At 53.3% G+C, this 22980-nt stretch carries 19 protein-coding genes; 9 read left to right on the top strand and 10 right to left on the bottom strand.

Annotation, left to right across the window (positions count from 1 at the left end; genetic code table 11):
* Window positions 1–66: 66 nt before the first annotated feature.
* Both V7028_RS02030 and V7028_RS02025 read right to left on the bottom strand, forming a co-directional pair.
* Entirely contained in the window at window positions 67–1071 is a 1005-nt protein-coding gene (locus V7028_RS02030; protein WP_334118444.1) for an MBL fold metallo-hydrolase, read from the bottom strand.
* Window positions 1072–1153: 82 nt separating this feature from the next.
* A complete protein-coding gene (locus tag V7028_RS02025) occupies window positions 1154–1735 on the bottom strand; it encodes a cytochrome P460 family protein (protein ID WP_334118443.1) in 582 nt (193 codons plus the stop codon).
* 230 nt (window positions 1736–1965) lie between these two features.
* Here V7028_RS02025 and V7028_RS02020 point away from each other — a divergent pair, with 230 nt between their 5' ends.
* From V7028_RS02020 to V7028_RS02000, 5 genes are all read left to right on the top strand, one after another.
* Entirely contained in the window at window positions 1966–3369 is a 1404-nt protein-coding gene (locus tag V7028_RS02020; RefSeq protein WP_334118442.1) for an alkaline phosphatase PhoX, read from the top strand.
* A gap of 17 nt (window positions 3370–3386) precedes the next feature.
* Window positions 3387–5141 (top strand): alkaline phosphatase D family protein, encoded by a 1755-nt coding sequence (locus V7028_RS02015; protein ID WP_334118441.1) that lies wholly within the window; start codon window positions 3387–3389, stop codon window positions 5139–5141.
* Window positions 5142–5201: 60 nt separating this feature from the next.
* On the top strand, window positions 5202–6110 hold the full coding sequence (locus V7028_RS02010; RefSeq protein WP_334118440.1) for an acyltransferase: 909 nt from the start codon (window positions 5202–5204) through the stop codon (window positions 6108–6110).
* A gap of 66 nt (window positions 6111–6176) precedes the next feature.
* A complete protein-coding gene (locus V7028_RS02005) occupies window positions 6177–6518 on the top strand; it encodes a hypothetical protein (protein WP_334118439.1) in 342 nt (113 codons plus the stop codon).
* Between the two features lie 87 nt (window positions 6519–6605).
* Entirely contained in the window at window positions 6606–8660 is a 2055-nt protein-coding gene (locus V7028_RS02000) for a TonB-dependent receptor (protein ID WP_334118438.1), read from the top strand.
* A gap of 16 nt (window positions 8661–8676) precedes the next feature.
* On the opposite strand, the gene V7028_RS01995 is transcribed toward V7028_RS02000, so the two are convergent.
* The 4 genes from V7028_RS01995 to V7028_RS01980 are packed head-to-tail and all read right to left on the bottom strand — an operon-like array spanning window position 8677 to window position 11625.
* Window positions 8677–9240 carry a copper chaperone PCu(A)C gene (locus V7028_RS01995; protein ID WP_334118437.1) on the bottom strand — a complete coding sequence of 188 codons (564 nt, stop codon included), beginning with the start codon at window positions 9238–9240 and terminating at the stop codon, window positions 8677–8679.
* Window positions 9237–9926, bottom strand: coding sequence for a DUF4197 domain-containing protein (locus V7028_RS01990; protein ID WP_334118436.1), 690 nt, complete (start codon window positions 9924–9926; stop codon window positions 9237–9239). The genes V7028_RS01995 and V7028_RS01990 overlap by 4 nt, the downstream gene beginning before the upstream one ends.
* A gap of 27 nt (window positions 9927–9953) precedes the next feature.
* Window positions 9954–10619 (bottom strand): response regulator transcription factor, encoded by a 666-nt coding sequence (locus V7028_RS01985; protein ID WP_334118435.1) that lies wholly within the window; start codon window positions 10617–10619, stop codon window positions 9954–9956.
* 52 nt (window positions 10620–10671) lie between these two features.
* Window positions 10672–11625 (bottom strand): patatin-like phospholipase family protein, encoded by a 954-nt coding sequence (locus V7028_RS01980; RefSeq protein WP_334118434.1) that lies wholly within the window; start codon window positions 11623–11625, stop codon window positions 10672–10674.
* A 190-nt stretch (window positions 11626–11815) separates the two neighbouring features.
* On the opposite strand from V7028_RS01980, the gene V7028_RS01975 reads away from it, so the two are divergent.
* From V7028_RS01975 to cfa, 4 genes are all read left to right on the top strand, one after another.
* On the top strand, window positions 11816–13537 hold the full coding sequence (locus V7028_RS01975; RefSeq protein ID WP_334118433.1) for an NADH-ubiquinone oxidoreductase-F iron-sulfur binding region domain-containing protein: 1722 nt from the start codon (window positions 11816–11818) through the stop codon (window positions 13535–13537).
* Window positions 13534–16272 (top strand): formate dehydrogenase subunit alpha, encoded by a 2739-nt coding sequence (gene fdhF / locus V7028_RS01970; protein WP_334118432.1) that lies wholly within the window; start codon window positions 13534–13536, stop codon window positions 16270–16272. Before V7028_RS01975 ends, fdhF begins: the two co-directional genes overlap by 4 nt.
* Before the next feature lie 154 nt (window positions 16273–16426).
* The gene (locus tag V7028_RS01965) at window positions 16427–18295 is read left to right on the top strand and encodes a hypothetical protein (protein WP_334118431.1); all 1869 of its coding nucleotides are present in this window, start codon (window positions 16427–16429) and stop codon (window positions 18293–18295) included.
* A gap of 69 nt (window positions 18296–18364) precedes the next feature.
* Complete coding sequence (cfa, locus tag V7028_RS01960) at window positions 18365–19549, top strand: cyclopropane fatty acyl phospholipid synthase (protein WP_334118430.1); 1185 nt, start codon at window positions 18365–18367, stop codon at window positions 19547–19549.
* A 205-nt stretch (window positions 19550–19754) separates the two neighbouring features.
* Here the strand turns inward: cfa and V7028_RS01955 are convergent, their stop codons facing one another.
* The 4 genes from V7028_RS01955 to V7028_RS01940 form a co-directional block, all read right to left on the bottom strand.
* Window positions 19755–21554 (bottom strand): DUF2326 domain-containing protein, encoded by a 1800-nt coding sequence (locus V7028_RS01955; protein ID WP_334118429.1) that lies wholly within the window; start codon window positions 21552–21554, stop codon window positions 19755–19757.
* Window positions 21541–21789 carry an ABC-three component system middle component 8 gene (locus V7028_RS01950; RefSeq protein WP_334118428.1) on the bottom strand — a complete coding sequence of 83 codons (249 nt, stop codon included), beginning with the start codon at window positions 21787–21789 and terminating at the stop codon, window positions 21541–21543. Before V7028_RS01950 ends, V7028_RS01955 begins: the two co-directional genes overlap by 14 nt.
* On the bottom strand, window positions 21773–22732 hold the full coding sequence (locus tag V7028_RS01945) for an ABC-three component system protein (protein WP_334118427.1): 960 nt from the start codon (window positions 22730–22732) through the stop codon (window positions 21773–21775). Before V7028_RS01945 ends, V7028_RS01950 begins: the two co-directional genes overlap by 17 nt.
* Before the next feature lie 57 nt (window positions 22733–22789).
* The coding region (locus V7028_RS01940; protein ID WP_334118426.1) for a hypothetical protein at window positions 22790–22980 on the bottom strand (191 nt) is incomplete at its 5' end.

Genomic DNA, 22980 nt, shown 5'->3' with positions numbered 1-22980 from the left:
ATGATCAACGAAGGTTAGGTGACATACGCCGTAAGCCAGTATGCACGGATTCACCCGCGGGTGACCCTAAAAACAAACCATTTCCCACCCATCGAGCACTTGCAGATCCACATCATCCCGTTTTGAAAACATCTTTAACAATTCAAACGATCTCGGAAAATCGTCAAGCAACCTGGGCATAGGTTTCAAAGCCACTGGCTTGCCTTGTTCAAGCAGCGCTTGCGTGAAATCGTCCCAGTGAATCAAATAGACTTTTTTGGCCCGGGTGCTCACCACCATTTCCTGCCAGTAGTCTGCGATGTATTGCTCGTCCAGCTTGCCCAAACCACCTGTGCCCAGAAAAACGGTATTCACTGTCAGCCCTTTGTTTTGCCCGGCCACAAAACCTGCACTGGGCTGAATCAATGCAAACGGCGCTGGCCCCACGGCTGGGTGCGACACCACAAAGCTGTAACTCAACCCTTCCTTGAACGAGAGGGCATGCGCTGGCAAACGCACCGGCTGTGAATTGAAGCCACCCGTGAACCCTGTTGGCGCGTGCGCAGACAACACCAGTTTGACATCAAACTGACCCAGGCTGGCCACGCCCCCCTGCTGCATCACTTCCATTTGCATGGCCGGCAAGTTTTGGCCTTTGGCAATTTGCCAGGTGGATTGCGAACCATACACGCGACCCCCAAACTGCCGTGCCAAAAACGGTGCATCCATTGAATGATCGTAGTGCGAATGTGCCACCACAATGCCACTTAACGCAGCGGGCATTTCAAGCCTTCGAAATATTTCATTGGCCACTTCAAGCACTCGGTCTTCTTGCACGTTCAAACGCGACAACAACACGTTGCCAACCGCGTGGCGCGAGAAAAAGCCATCGACCAACCAGGTGCTTTTCCCATCCGTCCAGGCCATCGACGAGGTGCCCAAAAACAGCATTCGAACTGCATTGCCCTTGGGCTGCGCAGGGCGTTCCATGGGCAAAAAATCCGGATGCGTTTGCAACAAAAACGCCAAGGCACCCACCGCAATCAATGCAGCACAGGTCAAGACAATCAATGTAGTTCTCAACAAACGCATTCGGGTTCCTTGATTCAGTTCAACACCACCATGAAAAAAGCCACCCGGAATCGAGTGGCTTTTCCAGTGCACGGATCAGAAATTACTTGGTTACCAAGGCAGCCAAATGTGCTTCTTCAACCGACATTGCAATTTTGCCTGCATGGTCGTCCAAAATCTGGGCGCTCTTGCGGGTGTCGAAATATTTGTCGTAGTGAAAAATATAGTCTTTGTCGGCCAAAGGCACATGGCAACCTCGGCAGGTGGCGTAGTCAACCTTGGCAGGCTGACCATTGGCCTCAAAGGCCGCATAAACCCAGTCGCCAGTCTTCAGGCCTTCTGGTGCTGTGCTGCCCCAGTTGTTGCCTTTGTACATGACAAATACTTTTTCCAGGCCCGCTTTGGTCATTTTGTCACCAGTTTTGTTGGCCTTGTAAATTTCCATCACACTAACCGTGCCATTGGCAAAGGCGTCGCCTTTCTTGGCTGCTGCGCCTGTCGGGTTGATGTAAATGTCACGGATATGGCCCGTAGGCTTCTCGATTCCGGCCAGGAAAACGGGCCATGATTTGTAATCGGTGGGCTGAGCCAATTCACCATCTTTGGGGGCTGGGCCAAACGCACCGCCAGCGGCGCAACCCGCCAAAACTACAGCTGCAGACGCAGCAAGTATCAATTTCTTCATTATTTCCCCTTTTTTGTTTGCGCAACAGTTGTTACCCTCCGAAACATAGCGCTGTGGCCGATTCTTCGCAACTGTTGGATCAGGGCAGCATTGGATGCAAGGGTTTACCCTATATTCGTGCAGGCGCCATGTGTGACAAAGCAATGACCAGTCACACTGAGAACACCCTCCAACCAAAACTGCATTCCACGGGTATTACAGGCTGATGTTGTTCAATCTGGATGTCCGTCATGCCATTTTCACCCGCCTTGCTACCCAGCGTTAACCGACGCAATCTGCTCAAAACTTTTTTGTATGGTGCCAGCGCCAGTACGCTGCCTTGGCTGGCAGGTTGTGGTGGTTCAGACAACCCATCCGGCAGCACCGCCGGGCGCGTGGGTGCATCTGAATCAAACCGCTTTGGCGGCACGGCGATTAGCAACAACCAGTTTCGGTTTCGCAACATCGGCCCGTTGGGCGAACCCGATGCCAACGGCGTGCGCACCGCCGCCGGGTTTTCCACCCGCGTGGTCGCCATCAGCAACATGGCACCCGCACCTGGAGCAACGCCCTGGCACATTTTCAACGACGGAGGCGGCGTGGTGCCACGCGAGGACGGTGGCTGGATATATTGCTCAAACAGCGAAATTCCGGGCTTTGGCAGCCTGGGGTTTACCGTGCCGGAACTGGCCCCCGTTGGCAACACGCTGGAAACCTTCAGCCCTGGCCTGGGCGGTGCAAGTGCACTGGTGTTCGGGCCAGACGGCACCATTGAGGGCAGCTACCGGATTTTGGGCGACACCACCTTCAATTGCGCGGGTGTGGTCACCCCCTGGAAAACCTGGTTAAGCTGCGAGGAAATTCCAACGGGGCTGGTGTGGGAATGCGATCCCTTTGGCATACAAGCTGCGCGCGCCTTGCCAGCCTTGGGCATGTTCAGCCATGAAGCAGTGGCCATCGACAGCGAACGCCGTGTGCTTTATATGACAGAGGACATGCCCGATGGGCGCTTCTACCGCTGGGTGCCCACCGCTGGGGACTGGCCGGAAGGCGCTGAACGCGCCAACCTGAATCAGGGTGTGTTGCAGGTTTTAAAAGTGGACGGCCCCGTGGGCAACGCGTTAAACGGCCCCATCCGGTATAGCTGGGTGAACGCCGCCAACCCCAATGCACCGCAAACCGAGAACCGCCTGCCCGACACCGCAGTGTTCGATGGTGGTGAAGGTGTGTGGTACCAGAATGACCGCGTGTTTTTCGCGACCAAGGGCGACGATCGCCTGTGGATGCTGAACACCACCACCCAAACCATTGAAGTGGTCTACGACATGGCCACAGCCATGGCCCCCAACAACATTCTTTCCGGCGTGGACAACATCACCATGACCCCGTTTGGCGAAGTGCTGGTGGCCGAAGACGGCGGCAGCATGCAGGTGGTGGTGGTCTACCCCGATGGCAAGCTGGTGCCCCTGCTTGAAATTGTGGGGCAAGACCAATCTGAAATTGCGGGCATTGCATTCAGCCCCGATGGAAGGCGCATGTACTTCACCAGCGACCGCGGAGGCCCCGACGGGCAGGGCGGCTACGGGCTTGGCTTGGGCATGCTTTATGAACTGATGATCCCGGACTTCCTGCCAAACGCAGTACCCAACAACTAATTCAAGGATTTTTCACCATGTCAGGACCACGTCGAAAACGAAGCCGCATTCAAAAACGCGCCGGCATTACGCGCCGCTCATTCCTGAAAGGATTGGGTTTTGGCACAGCCAGTGTCACAGGTTTGGGCCTGCTGCACGGCTGCGGCAGCGACAACAATTCAAGCACACCGACCGACAGCCGCACCACAGCCAGCGACAACACGCCCACGCAGAATGTGCAGTTTCTGCACAGCGTGGCCAGCGGCGACCCCACATTTGACAGCGTGGTGTTGTGGACCCGCATCACGCCTGGTAATGGGCCTGAAAACACAAACCGCACCGTGGCGGGCCGCGTGGATGTATTCAAGGATGAAGCGCTGACCCTGTTTGTGAAGTCGATGAACTTCCAAACCACCGCCGATCAAGACTTCACCGTGAAACTGATTTGCGACGGGCTGGAACAGGACAGAATATATTTTTATCAATTCCGCAGCAACGGTACCACCAGCCCGGTGGGGCGCACGCGCACTGCGCCTGCGGCAGGCAACAAACGCCCTTTGAACTTTGGTGTGGTCAGCTGCTCAAGCCTGGCACACGGGTTTTTCAACGCCTACAACAAGCTGGCTGACCGCGACGACATCGACGCCATCATTCACTTGGGCGACTACATTTACGAATGTGGCACTGGCCAATACGGCAATGTGCGCGAATACGAGCCCGCCACTGAAATCATTTCGCTGGGCGACTACCGCACCCGTCACGCCCAGTACAAACGCGATGAAGACCTGCAAAAGCTGCACGCGCGTTTCCCCTTCATTACCATTTGGGACGACCACGAATCCACCAACAACTCCTACCGCGACGGCGCAGAAAACCACACAGAAGGCGCTGAAGGCGTGTGGGAAGAGCGTAAGGGCTTTGCCCAGCGTGCCTACGATGAATGGATGCCCATTCGCCTGCCGGAACCGGGCAACCGTGCCAAAATTTTCCGCCGCGTGCAGTTTGGCGACATGGTGGATCTGTTCATGCTCGACACCCGCCTGTTTGACCGCGACGTTGAAGCCGCAACACCTGTGAACCCCACCGATGGTGTTGCAAGCGAACCAAGCCGCACAATGATTGGCGAAGAACAGTACAACTTCCTGATCAACGGCATGCGTGAATCACAAGCCCAATGGAAGTTGGTGGGCAACCAGGTGGTGTTTCACCAGTGGATCATCAAACCCGGTGTCAACAACCCGGCACCCACACCGGTGGGCGACCTGCTTGCCCCTTCCGGCCTGAACGGCGACGCCTGGGACGGCTACAGCGCCGAGCGCCAACGTATCATTAACGCCCTGCGTGGCGATGATGGCGGCCCAGCGATTGACAACGTGGTCATTCTGACCGGCGACGTTCACAGCGCCTGGGTGGCTGACATCACTGACAATCCCAACCAGCCCGTGGATGCTGCTGGCGGCTACAACCCCGCCACAGGCGATGGCAGCGTGGCCACCGAGTTTGTGGTGAGCTCGGTCACCTCGCCCGGTCTGGACGTGCCCAATCAAATCATTGAAGGCATTCGCCTGAGCAGCCCGCACATCAAACACGTGAATGTGACCGAGCGCGGTTACAGCGTGCTTCGGGTGGCTGAAGACCGAACCACCTGCGAATACTGGGCAGTCAGCACCATTCTTGAGCGGGGCGGTTCCGAACAGTTATCGGCAACATTCGACGTTGCCGCAGGTGCAAACCGCATTACCCAGCAGGGCGTGTTCCCAGTAGACGAGGTCACCGGCCTGTTGGGTGTTTGAGCGTTTCTAAGGTAAGATCCGGGCTGTTTGATTGACCTGCTTTCAGCTCCGGATCCCCAAGTGCCCCTGTCCAAATTTCTTCCTGCCCCGGTCATTGGTGTCATCACCGTGATCCTGATGAGCCTGTGCATCACATTCTGGTTCATTGTGATGTTCCCGTTCATCCTGCTGCGCCTGGTGCCCGTGTACAAAGTGCAGCGCATGGCCTCCAACGGCTGTGTGCAAATTGCCACCAAGTGGGTCGGCTCCAACAAACGCTTGTACAAGTTTTTGCATGGCCAGCAAGGGCAGGTTGAAATTCACGGGCAGTTCAAACCCCACAGCAGCTATTTGGTGATCAGCAACCACGGGGCATGGGCCGACATTGTGGTGTTGTTTGATGTACTGCACGGGCACAGCCCGTTCGGCCGGTTCTTCTTGAAAAAAGAATTGATCTGGGTGCCTATCGTGGGTGTGGTGTGCTGGGCGATGGACTTTCCCTTCATGAAGCGCCACAGCCGTGCTGCCATTGCGCGCAACCCCGCACTGGCCAGCCAGGACCTGGAAACCACCCGCAAAACCTGCGCCGTGTACAAGGAAAGCCCGGTCACCGTAATCAATTTTCTGGAAGGCACCCGCTTCACGCCCGCCAAAAAGGCCAAAACAAAATCGCCCTACACCCACTTGCTGGGCCCGAAGTACGGTGGCTTGTCCGCTTCACTGAATGCCATGGGTGAACAGTTTGAAGGCATGGTGAACGTGACAATTGCCTATGGCCCAAGCCGCGGCAACACGACCTGGTCCTGGTTGTGCGGCCAGCAACCCAATATGCAGGTGCATGTTGAAATTCTGCCCATTCCCGCCGACATGATTGCTGGCGATTTCCGGGGTGACCGTGAATTCAAAAACCGTTTCAAAACCTGGATTGGCGGCATTTGGACTGCGAAAGACCAACGCCTTGCACAGATGAAGAACAAAGCAGGGCGATGACCGTGCTGGCCCCCTTGACAGCTTTGATACACTACAACAACTGTTGCAAACACAAATGACACACTGATGCGTTCCCGCTTCTTCCATCACCTGCTGATCGCGCTGGCCCTAATGGCCGCGCAATGGGCAGGGTTTGCCCACAGCATTGAGCACCGTCAGCATTTGCACACCGCACCGCACAGTGCGGAACACGCCGGTGAACACAGCGAATTCCCCACAGATTTGCTTCACTCCTGTTTGCTGTTCGATGGGCTGACCACCGCGCACGCGGCGGTGTCTAACCCCCCCACCAATTTGGTGTTGCCCCTGCTGGCACAGCTGGGCACCCAAACCACCGCAATTGCAGCACCCCGCAACACCTTGTTTGCGCAGCGCGTGCGCGTGCGCGACCCACCCCGTTTTTCCTGAAAATTTCCAACGCACATTGAACAATTGACCGCCCTTGCCAAGGCCACGAAGCCGGGCAGCGGCGGCTTGCCGCATTTCAGGAAAAACATGAACACCTTTCAATTCCAACGCCGGGCTGTTGCCCTGGCAAGCCTGCTGTTGATTGCCAACACCCAAGCCCTTGCCGAAGAGCCTGTGCTTGAATCGGTGGTGGTCACCGGCACAGCTGACAAACCCGATTCAATCACCAAACCTTTTTCAGTGATCAAATCCGATGAACTGAACGCCAGTGGCGCCAGCACCGTGGGTGAGGCCCTGCGCTATCAACCGGGCCTGTCCGCCACCGGTTTCGGCCCCAATTCAAGCCGCCCGATTGTTCGGGGGCAAGACTCAGATCGAATCAAGATTCTGCGCAACTCCGCCGCCACCGTGGACGTGTCTGCACTCAGCTTTGACCATGCATTGCCCGTCGATCCTTTTGCCCTGCATCAGGTCGAAATTCTTCGTGGGCCCACCGCACTGGCGTATGGTGGCAACGCCGTGGGTGGTGTGGTCAATTTGGTGGACCAACGCATCGCCCGCAAACCCGTTGAAGGTTTTCAGGGCGAAGTGAACCTGCTCAGTGGTGGCGCGGCCGATCAAACCGCAGGCGGCTTTAAACTGGACGCAGGGCTTGGGCGGGGCATCAGCCTGCACCTGGACGGCTTCAAGCGCACCACCCGCGACCTTGAAACACCCACCTTCACCGACCCCGACGGCGTAACCGGCAACCGCGTACAAAACTCCTCGTCGAAATCCGATGGTGCCGCCATCGGAGCCTCGTTTCAAACGGGCAACGGCTACATTGGCGTGTCCGCCGAGCGGTACAACAACGAGTACGGCGTGCCCAAGTCGCTGGACGTGCGCATCGGCATGGAAAGTGAACGCCATGCACTGGAAGGCGAACAAAACTTCAACGGCACAGCCTTCGGCAAAGTGAAATATCGATTGGCCAAAACCGATTACCAACATCAGGAATTTGAAGACGGCGAACCAGCCACCCTGTTTGTAAACGATGGCGTTGATGGCCGTGTGGAAGTGGCCCTTCGGCCGCTTGGACTCGGCGGATTGAACATCAACACCGACGCTGGCATACAGTTCGAACGCACAAACTTTTCCGCCGTGGGCGATGAAGCATTCGTGCCCGGCACCAGCACCGATCAAACTGGCGTGTTCACCATTTTCCGGGTCAGCCGCGGGCAGGAAAACAGCGGCGTTTTTGAATTCGGTTTGCGTGCAGATCAAGTCGATGTGAATGCCGCCAGCAGTGGTTTGTCACCACAAAACGGCCCCGTCGCAGGGGCGGGTGTCACCGCCGGGCCGGCAATCAGCCGCGCCTTCAGCCCCAACTCGGTGTCACTGGGTTACACCACACCAATTGGCAACGGCTGGTCACTGGGTGGTTCGCTGTCGCGCGTTGAACGCGCACCTTCCAGTTTCGAGCTGTATGCCGACGGTGTGCACGTGGCCACGGACGCCTATGAAAAGGGCAATCCGGATTTGAAAGAGGAACGTGGCCGCCACCTTGAACTGACCAGCACCTGGGCACAAGGGGAATCGAAATTCAACGCCACCGCCTTTGCAAGCCGTTACAGCAACTACATCGCCTTGATCGCCCGCACCGGGGCCGACGCGCAGTTCAACGATGGCGGCGAGCAGATTGATGTGTTTGACTTCACTGCCGTGCCTGCAGAATTTCAGGGCCTGGAGCTGGGCTATCAAACTGCCTACGCCATGGGTGCAGGCAAACTGCAACCGGCCATTCAATACGATTTGATTCGCGGCAAACGCACCGACGGGGGCAGAAACCTGCCACGCATCAGCCCACAACGCGTGGTAGCCAGCGCAGCCTACACCCGGCAAGGCTGGACCATTGCGCCAGAAATTGTCTGGCTAAGTGACAGCAAAGCTGGCGAGGGCGATGTGCAGGTAGAAGGGTATGAACTGGTGAACCTGCGCGTGGCCAAATCGTTCACATGGGACAATGCAGGTGGCGAAGTGTTTGCCACGCTGCAAAACCTGACCGATGAATTGGCTTTTTCAGCCACCACCTTGAACACGGTTCGCGGATACACCCCACTGGCAGGGCGCTCCGCGCTGGTGGGGGTAAAGCTCGCGTTCTAGGCGCTGCTTTGCCTGTTTAGTGTTTGTGGTCGCCGCCGTCACCATGACTGTGGTGGCCACCGCCCGCATTTTGAGCTGCCATCGCTTTCACAGGCATTTCAATCTTGCTGCCATCGGGTTTTTCAAACTGAAGGCTCAACTCAATTTCCTGGCCTGCTTCAATGGGTGCCGTCAGCGCCATCAGCATCACATGGTAACCACCGGGCTTTAATTCCAATGGCTCACCTGCTTTCAAGTCGATGCGTTCGGCCATGCGCATGCGCATGATCTCGCCATCCATTGTCATTTCATGCACTTCGGCAATTTCAGCCGCAGGTGTGGCCACACCCACCAAGGCAACTGCTTCCTGGCTGGTGATGGTTAAATAAGCGCCTGTGGAATCTTGCTCGCCCACCGTGGGGCGTACCCAGGCTGTTTGAACAGCAATGCCGTCCTGAACCTGTGAAGGGCTTGCAGCTTGTTCTACCGGGGCAGGCGTATCATGCGCATGCCCGGCTTCGTCACCATGGTCATGGTGCTCGGAACAGGCTGCAAACAGCACCACGGTCGACACCATGGCCAAACGAATAAATGGTTTCACTTCATACTCCCGAAAACTTTTTTAAGCACCGCGCTGCCCGCTGCAACCGGATTGGCCCGAATCGCTTTTTCTTCCTCGGCCACCATCAGAAATAACGCATCAAGCGCCTTGTTGGTGACATAACCCTCCAGGTTTGCATCCTCGGCTTTTACCAAACCAAAACGGCTTCCTTTGGCGGCCAACGCATTGTATTGCTGGGCAAGGCCGACCTGTGCGGTTTTGTTTTTCACGATGGGCAGCAATTGTGTATACAAATCAGCTTGGGATTTGCTGCGGAAAAAATCAGTCACTGCAGTGTCGCCACCACCAAGCACCTGTTTGGCGTCTTCAACCGTCATGTTCTGAATGGTTTTCTTCAGCACCGCTTTGGCCTGTGGCACGGCGGCTTCTGCGGCGCGGTTCATGGACACTTCCATTTGATCCAGCTGCGAACCCATGCCCACCATTTTCAGCATGCCTTTGCTGTTTTCCAGAAAATCAGGCAGCTTGATTCGCACCGCCGGGTTGCCCAAAAAACCATCGGCCTTGCCCAAATTGCCCACAGCGGCATCTGCGCCTTTGCTCAGTGTGGTGCGCAAGGCAGTTACCGCTTCCTTGCTGGTAATGCCAGATAAATCAGCAGACTGTGCAAACCCTGCAAACAGCATGGCGAGCAACACCAGCAAGGAACGAACGGAATTAATCATGTTGTGGTCTCCAAGCCAGATCGATTTTCAGGTGTCCAGCAAACGCGCCTTGCGTTCTGCCCGAATGAAAATTTCAACGGCCTGGCCCTTGTTCTTGGCACCCAGGCGCAGAAAAATTTCCTTGATGTGACCACGCACCGTGTCCGGGCTGATGTCCATTTCACGCGCCACTTCCTTGGCCGACAAGCCCTCGGCGGTTTTGCGCATGATTTCCACCTGCTTCCAGGTCAACGGTTTGTCGGAACCCGGCGCGTAAATATTCGAATGGTATTCGTTGGTGGTTTTTTCTGGGTGCCGGGGCGTGTCACTAAGCACACCGGCCTCAACCAGCAGCAAGTGCAGGGTGCGCAAAAGTTCCGGATACGTAGACGCCTTGTTAACATAAAAATAACCCGCACGCTCTGCTTCACGCGCCAGGTTTTTATCAAGCACGCCAGAACAAATCAGCTTGGGGCAATCCGGAAACAACACAGCAAAGGCATTGATGGTGTTCACGCCTTTGGAATCGGGAAGGTCGAGATCGGCAATGACCACCTTGGGCATGGCATTGACAGCCTTCGCTTTCTCCAGACAGTCCACCACAATAATATCGCTGTTGACAATGAGCTGTTCGATCATGTCAGCCAGCATGATGGAAATCATGGGATGGTCTTCAACAATCAAAATGGTGGGTTTGTCCGTCTGCGAACCCATGTCAGCGAGCCCTGCTTTTTCTTGTATCATCAGACCATTGTACTGCGAAAATCTAGAGTCGTGCCGGTGGGTTTGCCTGTGCCATCAGCCGCTCGCGGCTGCTCTGAATGGCAGCTTGTATTTTCGGAACCAGTTGCTGGGCTACCTTCTCACCCTCCAGCAAAAATTCGTGGCGTTGATCCAGATTCAGGGCATCAGCGTGCTGCACGCTGGGCTGAATCACCACATCGGCGCGCGCCAGTTCAGCACGAATGGCTTGCTGACTTAAAATATTGATACTTTGGTCTAGCAAACCCCACCAGCCCAAAGCCGCAGCACCCGTCCTCGGCTTCGCGGAAATGTCCACCGCGATCACCACGTCTGCCCCCATTTCACGGGCCGTCAGCACCGGCACCGGGCTGACCAAACCTCCATCTACAAACTGGCGCTTGCCAATGCGGGTGGGCAAAAACACATTCGGAATACTGCACGATGCACGCACAGCCTGCCCGGCATTGCCGTAATTGAATGCCACTTTGTCGCCGCTTTCCAAATCGGTGGCTACCGCTGCAAACCGGATCGGGAACTGCTGAATGGCCTTGTTCCTGACCTGGGTGTTGACGTATTGCTGCAACTTCTCGCCCACCAGAAAACCCTGGCTGCTCAGGGTCAAGTCGCGAATGTCTGTCTCGTGCATACCCAAAGCCACACGCTGAAGCGCGTAACCATTCATGCCGCTGGCATACAAGGCCCCCACAAAACTCCCCGCACTGGTACCCACCACAATACTGGGCTTGATACCGTGGTTTTCCAGCACCTTGATCACGCCCACATGGGCAAACCCTTTCACCCCGCCACCGCCCAACACCAACGCCACCACGGGCTCTCGGGTTCTGGGCAAAACAGGTTCCTGGGCTTGCGCTTCAGGCAAGGGGGCAGGCTCAGGTACAGGCGCAACAGTGGCGCAGGCCGACAAAACCCACACCAGCAATACAGACCACAACGCGCCAAACGGCTTGTTTTTCATACAAATTTTCAAAGTTTTACTTAAAAACCAGATGCTACCGCAGCGCAACAAACTTGGGTGGACTGAATACACTAACGGCAAACATACCCGATCGTTTAACAGGAACTTGAATCAGACTACCGTGTCCTAGAAAGGACCATGTAAGTTCCATACGGGCTTAATAAGACCAATAATTCAAGGTGGGGACAACATGAATCAAGCAATCATTCCGATTGCCCAAACTGTTGATTTTGCGCAACAGCATCGTCGCGCACCCAAAGGTCGACAAGTTCAGGCGCAGGCATTGGAAACAGTTCATTACCTGCTTGGCGAACACCCTCCACGCAGGGATTTGCTGATTCAATACCTGCACTTACTCCAAGACCACCTGGGCTGCCTGCCAAAAAACCACCTGGCTGCGCTGGCCCAATGCCTGAAACTCAGCCAAACCGAAGTATTCGAAGTGGCCACCTTTTACCACCACTTTGATGTAGTGGACTCTGAAAACGCAATAAGCCACACACTGACCGTGCGGGTGTGCAATGGCCCTTCCTGTTGCATGGCCGGAGCAGAAGACCTGATCGACAAGTTACCGGCACTGCTGGGCAGCACCGTGCGGGTTCAAGCCGTACCCTGTATTGGGCGTTGTGAACAGGCACCCGCCGTCGCCGTGGGCCAGCATGAAATGGGTAGCGCCAATCACCATGAAATTATGGAAGCTGCGTTTGGCCACCACAGCAAAGCCTTGCCACCGCCCCATACCTGTATCGCCAAATACAAAGCCACGGGGGGTTATCAACTTTTGCAGGAATGTGTTGACGGTGAGCGAAGCGTAGAGTCAGTCATCAACACCCTCTCGGATTCAGGCCTGCGAGGTTTGGGTGGTGCGGGTTTTCCAGCTGGTAAAAAGTGGGCCATTGTGCGCGATCAGGCCGCGCCACGGCTGATGGCCGTGAACATCGACGAAGGCGAACCCGGCACCTTCAAAGACCGCACCTACCTTGAAACCAATCCGCACCAGTTTCTGGAAGGCATGCTAATTGCTGCCTGGGCGGTACAAGCCAGTGTAATTTACATTTACCTGCGCGACGAATACCACGCCTGCCGAGCCATGCTGCACGCTGAACTGGCCGCGCTGAACACCAAGCCGCCCATTCCCAACATGCCAACCATCGAACTTCGTCGGGGTGCTGGCGCTTACATTTGCGGTGAAGAATCGGCCATGCTCGAATCAATCGAAGGCAGACGCGGTCTGCCCCGGCTGCGCCCACCCTATGTAGCCCAAGCGGGTTTGTTCAAGCAACCCACGCTGGTTCACAACTTTGAAACCCTGTACTGGGTGCCTGCCATTTTGCAAAAAGGTGCCGCCTGGTTCAAAGAGCAAGGCCGCAACGGGCACAGCGGCTTGCGCTCCTTCTCAGTGTCGGGTCGGGTCAACAAACCCGGTGTGCACCTGGCCCCTGCGGGCATTACCCTGCACGAATTAATTACCGAGTACTGTGGCGGCATGCAGGCTGGCCACACCCTGTACGGTTATTTGCCGGGCGGAGCATCGGGCGGCATTTTGCCTGCTGTACTGGCCGATGTGCCGCTCGATTTCGACACCCTGCAGCCCCACGGCTGCTTCATCGGTTCAGCAGCCATTGTGGTGTTTTCACAGGCGGACAGCGCCGTGGGCATGGCCCGCAACCTGATGCGTTTTTTTGTGCATGAAAGCTGCGGCCAATGCACACCTTGCCGTGCAGGTACGGCCAAAGCGCTGGCCCTGATCGATCAGCCACAATGGAACGTGCCTTTGCTCCAAGAGCTCTCCGCCGTCATGCGCGATGCCTCCATTTGCGGCCTGGGCCAGGCCGCACCCAACCCCATTGACTGCGTTATCCGATACTTCCCTCATGAAATTGAAAACAATGCCCGGGGTGATCCAGCATGAACACACGCAACATACTGGGCTTTCAACTCAACGGAAAAAACGTTCAAGCTCTGCCCGGCGAGACACTGCTGCAGGTTGCTCAACGGGAAGGCATCGAGGTTCCACACCTTTGCAACAAGGCAGGCCTTGAACCCGCGGGCAACTGCCGCGCTTGCGTGGTGGAAGTGGAGGGCGAACGAACGCTGGCAGCATCGTGTTGCAGGCAGGCAGCGGCGGGCATGGTGGTGTACACCGACAGTGACCGGGCAGTAGCCGCTCAAACCATGGTGTTGGAACTTCTGTACAGCGACATGCCTGCGCAGCCCTTGGCCATACCCTTGAAAACCGACAATGAACTGGCGCACTGGTGCCGGAAAATGGGTATTGAAGGCACTCGGTTTGAACCCCGGTCCGCGGTGCCTGTAGACCTTTCTCACCCCGCCATTACAGTGAACATGGACCACTGTATTCAATGCACCCGCTGCGTGCGTGCCTGCCGTGAAGTACAAGTGAATGATGTAATTGGCCTGGCCTACCGGGGCGAACACGCCGCCATTGTGTTTGATCAAGGCGACGCCTTGGCCGATTCAACCTGCGTGGCCTGCGGCGAATGCGTGCAAGCCTGCCCCACAGGTGCGCTAAGCCCCGCCAAAGCAGCGGCACATCAACAGCCTGACAAAACCGTCGATTCGGTGTGCCCTTATTGCGGCGTGGGCTGCCAGCTTACCTACCATGTTAAAGACAACACTATTTTGCGCGTGGAAGGCCGCAATGGCCCTGCCAACGAAAGCCGCCTGTGCGTAAAAGGCCGCTATGGTTTTGATTATGTTCACCACGCGCAACGCCTGACCCACCCGCTTGTTCGCCGTGAAGGCGTGCCCAAAAACCCGGTTGATCTGCTTGATCCCGAGCAGGTGAATACCGCATTTCGCCAAGCCACCTGGGATGACGCACTGGCCCTTGTCACCAGCACACTCAGCCACATCAAGACCACCCACGGCTGCAATGCACTGGCCGGTTTTGGTTCCGCCAAATGCAGCAACGAAGAAGCCTATTTGTTTCAGAAACTGATACGCACCGGCTTTGGCACCAACAACGTTGACCACTGCACACGTTTGTGTCATGCGTCGTCTGTGGCCGCGTTGCTCGAAGGCATCGGTTCCGGTGCCGTGTCCAACCCGGTGATGGACGTAGGCCAGGCAGAAGTGATTTTCGTGATTGGCGCCAACCCCACGGTGAACCACCCAGTGGGTGCCACCTGGATTAAAAATGCTGTGAAAAAGGGTGCCAAGCTGATTGTGGCTGATCCACGGCGATCAGACCTGGCCCGACACGCCACCCACTTTTTGCAGTTCAAAGCCGACAGCGACGTCGCATTGCTCAATGCCTTGCAGCACGTCATCATTGATGAAAACTTGATTAACCCTGAATTTATTGCCGCCCGCACCGAAGGCTTCAATGAATTGAAGGCCAATGTGGCCAGTTGCACTCCCGAAGCCATGGCCCCGATTTGCGGAATTTCCCCCGATGAATTGCGCGCGGTGGCCCGCCTGTACGCCAAATCCAAGGCGTCCATCATTTTGTGGGGCATGGGTATTTCACAGCACACCCACGGCACCGACAATGCACGTTGCCTTATTTCACTGGCACTGATCACCGGGCAAATTGGCCGACCCGGCACAGGCCTGCACCCCTTGCGCGGACAAAACAACGTGCAGGGCGCATCGGACGCCGGGCTTATTCCCATGATGTACCCAGACTACCAACACGTCTGCAATCCCGATGCACACCAACGGTTTGAAGCCTTGTGGAACACCCGGCTCAGCAACAGGCCAGGGCTGACAGTGGTGGAAACCATACAGGCCATTCTCGCCGGCACGGTGAAAGGCATGTACATTCTGGGCGAAAACCCCGCCATGTCCGACCCCGATTTAAACCATGCCCGCAAGGCGCTCGCCGCGCTCGATTTCCTGGTGGTTCAAGATATTTTTCTGACCGAAACCGCAACGTTTGCCGACGTGGTGCTGCCCGCCAGCGCCTTTCCCGAGAAAACCGGCACCTTCACCAACACCGATCGCCTGGTGCAACTGGGACAACAGGCCATCGACCCACCCGGGCAGGCACGGCAAGACCTGTGGATTATTCAAAGCATTGCCCGAGGCCTAGGGCTGAACTGGAATTACAACAGCGTGGAAGAAGTGTTCGATGAAATGCGCCACGCCATGCACAGCATTGAAGGCATAACCTGGCAGCGCCTGCAACGCGAGCATGCGGTGGTGTACCCCTGCGCCCATGAAGGGGACCTTGGCGAACCCGTGGTGTTTACTGAGCGTTTCCCGACACCGAGTGGGAAAGCTCGCCTGGTGCCCGCGCAATATCGCGGCGCGGCCGAAACACCCAATGCCGAATTTCCATTTGTATTGATCACCGGGCGGCAACTGGAACACTGGCACACCGGCAGCATGACCCGCCGTGCCAGCGTGCTGGATGCCCTTGAACCCGAACCTACGGCACTGCTGCACCCCGGCGATCTGGAGGCCCTGAACATTGCAGCAGGCAGCACAATACGGCTTCAATCTCGCCGTGGCGAAGTGCAACTCTTCGCCCGGGCCGACGCCGGCACGCCACCGGGACATGTGTATGTGCCCTTTTGTTACGCCGAGGCAGCGATTAACAAACTGACCCATGCAGCACTGGACCCTGACGGCAAAATTCCCGAATTCAAATACTGCGCTATTGCGGTGCACAAAAAATAGGGGAAACCCTGATTTTGTCAAACTTTATTGAATAAAGTGACACATAAAGGGTGATACCTATTTGCCCGGTTTTGGACAAATTCATCATTTGTGACATGTTTAGCTACAAATAAAACACCAAATGCACCGTGAATGTGCGTGTCGGAGACCTGTTGTGGCCTTGCAAATTACTGTCTCGCCGAATTTGATAACGCCCGCCCTTGATCGCGGGATCAAGAACAATATTGCACGCAAATCGGGCAATAAACATGTAAATGGCGACACCTACAAACGGCGCACTAACTGGAAAAAGGTTTGCGATTTCGTGAGCTCCACACGTGCAATTAATGTGGTCGGCAAAGCCCATTTTGAATCCAAACAATACTCCGAAGCCGCCATTCTCCGGAAAGACTATCAAGCCAGCCAAAAATCACTTGCCCTGGACCGGGACCTCACCGATCAAGAGTACGACGACACCGTCTGGAATTCTGACGGCGTTCAAAACCGCTTGATGCGTGAAGACTATATTCGTTACAGCCCCAATTACTACAACAGGGAAAACGGCACCACGCCCCGCAACCTGTGGGCCCGTCGGTTTTCCAAGTTAAGCCATGTGTTGCATGGACTGTGCGAAATGAATGCCGCACCCACTGGCATGACCTACAACATCGTACGCAACACCGGCGCAAGTGGCGTTGACGAAAAAAGCACCAAAAACAAAATTCTCATGTTCAACTTTCTGGGGTTTATCGGTGTGGGTACTACCGAACTATTGAATTACATCCAAAGCCATTCGGACAACACTGCCACCTTCTTGGGTCAAGGCATTTTGGGTTTACTCATCGCATTCCCTATCGTTTCTTCCGCGTTGGGGTTTCTGGGCTTTTGCAGCGGCCTGGCCAGCCAAATTACAGTTCAAAAACAAAAAGTAAACCTGAAACAACAAAAAAACCTGTCGAAAGACGTCAGTGAAAATCTTCAGAAAATACTGTTTCAACTTAAATCAATCAAAAACAAACCCGAGCAGATCCAGATCATGGCCAAAGCCATGCAAGGCAAATATCACATTCGGAAAAAAATTAAATCGAACAGCCTGGATTCGCAAGGCATTCCCAAAATTCTGAATAGCGCACTAGCGGCAATCAACCCGGCCAAAAGCGACCTTGAAAACATGCACACCCTTAAAAATGCACTGGGTGCTTACATGCAGATTGAAAAACCAGCTGGTGCGTCAGCCACTTTGTGGGCACGCTACCGTTATGCCAAAGCAGTGACTACCAAAGAAAGCCACTATGTTGCGCTGGCCGGTACCGTCGACCACATGGAGGTTGACAATCCCCATGCTAAGGCGATGAAGGATGCACGGCGACAAACCGAAGAAATTGTTGCACCTGCCATACACAATTTTTCCCTTAAAACACTTGCCTACCCCGCTGCCTTGTTCGATTGGATAGCCAATACCAAAATTGCGCCCACCTTGCGAAAATGGGCCGACAAAGACTACCAAAAAGCACAAGCTAAAAAAATGATCGACCCAAGCAGGGCCGCAAAAAATTGTTTCAAAGGTGAGTACATGGCCAAGAATATTCACCAATACGGGCCCGTGACACGCGCATGTATAAAAATTGCAGAGGGCATTCGTCTGATTAACTTGAACTTGGTTCTGGCCTCGAATGCCAACTTGTCAAGAATCTTCAACAACATTGCCCTTCAAATTCACAACACTGTGGGCACCAGCCCGGCTTCCCGTACCATGTGCAACAGCCTCGGGCGTTTTTTCGGTGGTGCCGTGTTGGCAGTCATCTTTGGTACCTTCATTCCAATTGCTGCAGACGCAACAGGTAGCCCGTCCACAGTCAGTACCAATGGAAATTTTCCGGTGAATTTTTCCATGACCAACATTGGTATCTTGATGTTTTTGCTATCTGCACCCACGCTACTGGTTCAAGGGCTTGCACACTTGGCAGCCCGCATGGAAGGCTGGAAAGGAAATATCAACAAAACCGTTCCAATCGGTGTTCCCGCCTTTAAATTTCCGCATTGAAAAACCAATTTGGCAATGACCATTTAAGTCTGCGATAATCAGTTCGTCGTCATAGCAGCTTTAGGGTCTATGAAAACAAGCACTTACGAATTGATCGATCGCCAGCGGGTCCCCAAAATTATTGCCGAGCTGTTGCACAATGCCGGCATTGCGATCAATGGCCCCGAGCCACACGACATTCAAATCCTCGATGAACGCTTGTTCAGTGCCGTGCTTGGCCATGGTTCACTGGGTTTGGGAGAGGCTTACATGAGCGGATGGTGGGACGCCGAGCGGCTTGACCGGTTTATGTTCAAACTGATGCAAAACGATGCGGATGAGCAAACCAAAGCATGGAACAAAATGCAATGGTTAATGCTGGCCCTTCGAGAAAAAGTGATAAACCTGCAGGCACCCACTCGCGCATTCCAGGTGGGTGAACACCACTACGACACTGGCAACGACCTGTTCGAGGCGATGCTGGACCCGCTCATGATTTATTCCTGTGGCTATTGGGAACATGCTGGCAATCTTGAAGAGGCACAGTTGCACAAGCTCGACATGATATGCAAAAAACTGCTATTAAAACCTGGCGAAAAAATGCTGGACATTGGTTGCGGTTGGGGTGGTTTGGCCTGGTTTGCCGCAACACACTATGGCGTTCAGGTGCTGGGCATCACTGTGTCTGCGCAGCAGCAGATGTATGCGCGCGCACGTTGCAAAGGCTTGCCTGTGGCCATTGAGCTGATTGATTACCGCGATTTGACAGGCCAATTCGACAAAGTGGTGTCAGTAGGCATGTTTGAACACGTGGGCTTGAAAAACTACAGCGATTATTTTGAGGCCGTGCGCCGCCTCATGAAAACCGAAGGGCTGTTTTTGCTGCACACCATTGGCGGATTTGAAAAAACCGAAGCCACTGACCCATGGATTGACAAGTACATATTTCCGAATGGAAAAATTCCGTCACCCAGCGAAATCATGGCGCACGCCGAGGGCAAACTGGTGCTCGAGGATTGGCACAATTTTGGCACCGATTACGACAAAACACTGATGGCATGGCATGTCAATTTCGAGAAAGCCTGGCCAACACTGAAGGCGAATTATGACGAACGTTTTCGCCGCATGTGGACGTATTACCTGATGACCTGCGCAGCCTATTTCCGAGCCAGAAAAGGCATGTTATGGCAGTTGGTATTTGGTCACAGACAACAGCCTGACACTTATCGAAGCATCAGACCGTTCAATTCCGCAGTGGAGCGAAAAAATAAATGACCAAAACCCCAACGGCCAGAAGCACCTCCCCACGGGTTTCAGAAAAATAGTTGGCCAAGTTGCTGCGAAATAAATGGCCAGAAATCAAACGCCTAGAAACCTCTTAAAAATCAACAGCATAAGATCTAACTATCGTCCTAACTGAGTCAATGCTGAGCTATTAACAGGTTCAAATACATTTCAACCACAAGCATTCAAAAATTGATTACCACGACTTCATGCGGAACAAACGCCCGTCTTCACCTTCGTCATGTAGCTTAAGCACGATTTCATCAGCCGAAAATACCGGTACCTTAAGATCCGCTTGAGGTGGCATATCTGAGTCAATCAAGGTGATGACAGCCTGCACACCAAAGTCCGAATATTGGCGAATTACATTCAGCAGATTGGCCTTTTTCCGATCATCCAACGATTCAAACACACCATCGTGATAAACAAAGTGCGGAAATCGGTCGGGGAGATGGGCTCTCAATACAGCTAGATCAAAAGCAATACACAGCAATTTCCGGTAGGTATGCCCTAAATCAGCACTTGTTGACTTTCCTTGGTCATCAAGAATCTCCGCTCGAAACTCTAGGTGTCCCTTTTCGTTTGGGGACACGCTAAGTAACCCTTTGTGGGCTAATACCTCTTCAACAATCTCACTGAAATACAGGCGGATCAAGGAAAATAAACTTGATTTATTGGTATTTTGAAACTCAACATCTGTTTCAATATCAGATTGCAACTTCACGCAACTATCGGTTAAAGAACGAATTTCCTTGCGCAGCTCCTGCAAGCGACCTAAAAACCCCCGTTGCTTTTCTAGCATTGAAATATCAGCTTTCAACCTGACCAGATCGTCAGTTACTTGCTTATATTTATCAAAAACATCTGTGCTACCCAGAAAGCTAAGAACACCAGATCGGTGTTTATTTAGTGAATCAAGCTCTTCAGCAATTACCTGTAACTCGCCCTCAATATCTGAAAGTTCTTCCTTCAAATACACGCGGCGCTCATCAGTAATCGCCTTGTTAAAAGCAATTAACTGACCAAAATCTTTCTTGATTTGCCCAGAAAACAAAATTCCTACTTCGTTGAATAGCTTCTCAGCCTGATCTGGTTTGAAAAGAATTTGATCTTCCTGCAGGGACTCAACAATCTTGCGGCGTGCTTGATTCAATGAATACCGCCGATTATTAAGCTCAGCGATTCGAGTATTTATATCTTCAACGAGCTTATCGGTTAAATCTCTGTCTTGCTGGCGAAAATCGAATGCATCGAGTAATTGTTGCTTTTTGTCGGCATCATTCCCTTTTAATTGAAGGAGCCCTTCGATTTTGCTCAGATCATCAACTGATCCCCCTAGCTCTGTTTGCACAGTCTGCGCTATGCCTCTCTTATCTTCTAACTCATCAAGCTTTGAATAGTAATCTAGGATAGGTTTATGGTTGAAACCGAGGATGTGCGCGACATATGGCTTCCAATCCTTATGCTTTCCAATAGAAAATCTTCTTAGCTGAAATATGTCCTGGTAGTCCTCTTGACTACGCAAGTGGTAGCCAAGTCCTTTCCTAAAATCCCAGGGCGAAACAGCACGCCAATCCAAAATGCCGTCGAGTAAGTCTCGGGCTCGATCAAACGATAAATTAAAGTGATCCCAATCCGAATCCGCCAGCTCGGTTAGGTCTTGGTACGCCGCTGAATGTTTCTTGAAACATATTCTTGTATGCTCTCGAACGCCCCGCCTAATGGTGAGATAAGTCGAATCGGCTAGTTCGATCTCAAGAAAGAAAATGAAGTCCTCAAAAATACTCTCTTGTTTAAACAGGAAGAAATTCTTATCTCGCCCTGCTAAGAAGCAAAAGTCGATCATGCGACCTAGCGTGGTTTTACCGAGATTGTGAGTATCCTTGTCGTTGTTCTTAGCTAAACGTATTTCAGCAAGTACCACATTCAGACCTGAATTGAATTCAATTGGCCCAAAAATTTTTGATTTGTTGCTGTAAAGCCTAGAGAGCTTCATTTGGTCCCACGTATTCAATAGCATCAGTTTTGGGTTTGTACTCAATCAACCCAAGCAAAAACAAGAAATTCAGTGCCGGCAAAAAGAGGGAGTCGCTACCCTTAACTGACTTCTTAGAAAAGGCCCGTAAATCACTGTACCGTCCAAAACGGTTTTTGCGTAAATGCTTCAATAAGACTAGCGCAACGTTCACAACGGTACGGTCAGGGTGAGAATGCTTAGTTGGTCGCAACATCTTCTCCCTCCCCGATATCACAGTTCCAATACATGTAAAAGAGCATCATACGAGTCAGTCTCTTGTTTGCTCGCAACAAAGGATCCCGATCTATTAACAAGCACGCAAGGTGATTCATCACCTCATCAAAGGTTTGATAGTCTTTTCGCTTAGCAATAATATTAAGCTGGAATTCCTCCACAACGGTCTCATAAAGGCGTAAGAGGTTCTCGTTGGCTGGTTCAGCAAGAAAAGCCTTCAACTGCGCGGTGTCTTTGAGATACCGGCGCCTGAGTTCCTTTGCGTACTCTGGTGTCATATTGTTCAGAGTATTTTTTCTCTCGTATCCGGTACGTGGAGTCGGTGGCGTATCCATTTCACTCGCTGCGCTTTTGAGATGCTTGGCAAAAGCCTGCACCACCTCAGACAATTCGTCTGGACTTACAATCAAAGGAGAATCAATGGGATCGAGGTTGATTTGCGATGCAACTTCAGGGAACTCCTTCAGCCAAGCTTCAATTTGCTCGATTCCACACAACATAATCGAAGTTTCCGGAATACTGCATTCCTTTGAAATATGGGCTCGTATATTGCTCTCGGCTCCTCCCGTGAGTTTGCGATTGGCAAACAAAACGTAGTGATCTAATTGTTTCGCCCCTCGCAACTTCTTAATTCGAGGTATCTCTTCGGCAATAATATTCTTCGAGGACTCCGGATTGAAGAAATCAGTCTCAGAAAAGCTGCGGTTATAACCATAGGTGTGCTTGGCCTGAACAATAATTGTTCCTTTCCATGAATCTTTACTACTTGGCAAAAGCTCGGCTGTGCCAACAAACTTAGCATCACGCCCACCGTCAGGTCCTTTAGCAAAGCCTTGAGCAGCCATACCCAAAAGCCTTCTACACAAGGCTACGACCAGCTCTTCGAACCTTGTATCTCCTAGGTCTTCGTAAGCATATTTCATGCAACCTCAAACTCCGCTGTCAGATTCTCTATTTTTTTACGTTGTCCCGATCAGAACTCATTTCTCAGGATTTTTGCGAAAGATTGCGCCATAAGGGCATTTCACAAGGGGAAAATATTCTCCCAATTGTCTGCATTGTGATTTTAGCGTCAAAGAAGCATTGGGGATAAGAAATGGACGTCGAACACGTGAATGAACCGCCCCGGATTTTGAGGAGGCTCCGTTATTTGAGACAATGGAGTCATCAT

Origin of the sequence: Limnobacter sp. (assembly GCF_036846585.1) — a bacterium.
Classification (GTDB): domain Bacteria; phylum Pseudomonadota; class Gammaproteobacteria; order Burkholderiales; family Burkholderiaceae_B; genus Limnobacter.
This window is presented reverse-complemented; position numbering and strand designations above follow the sequence as displayed.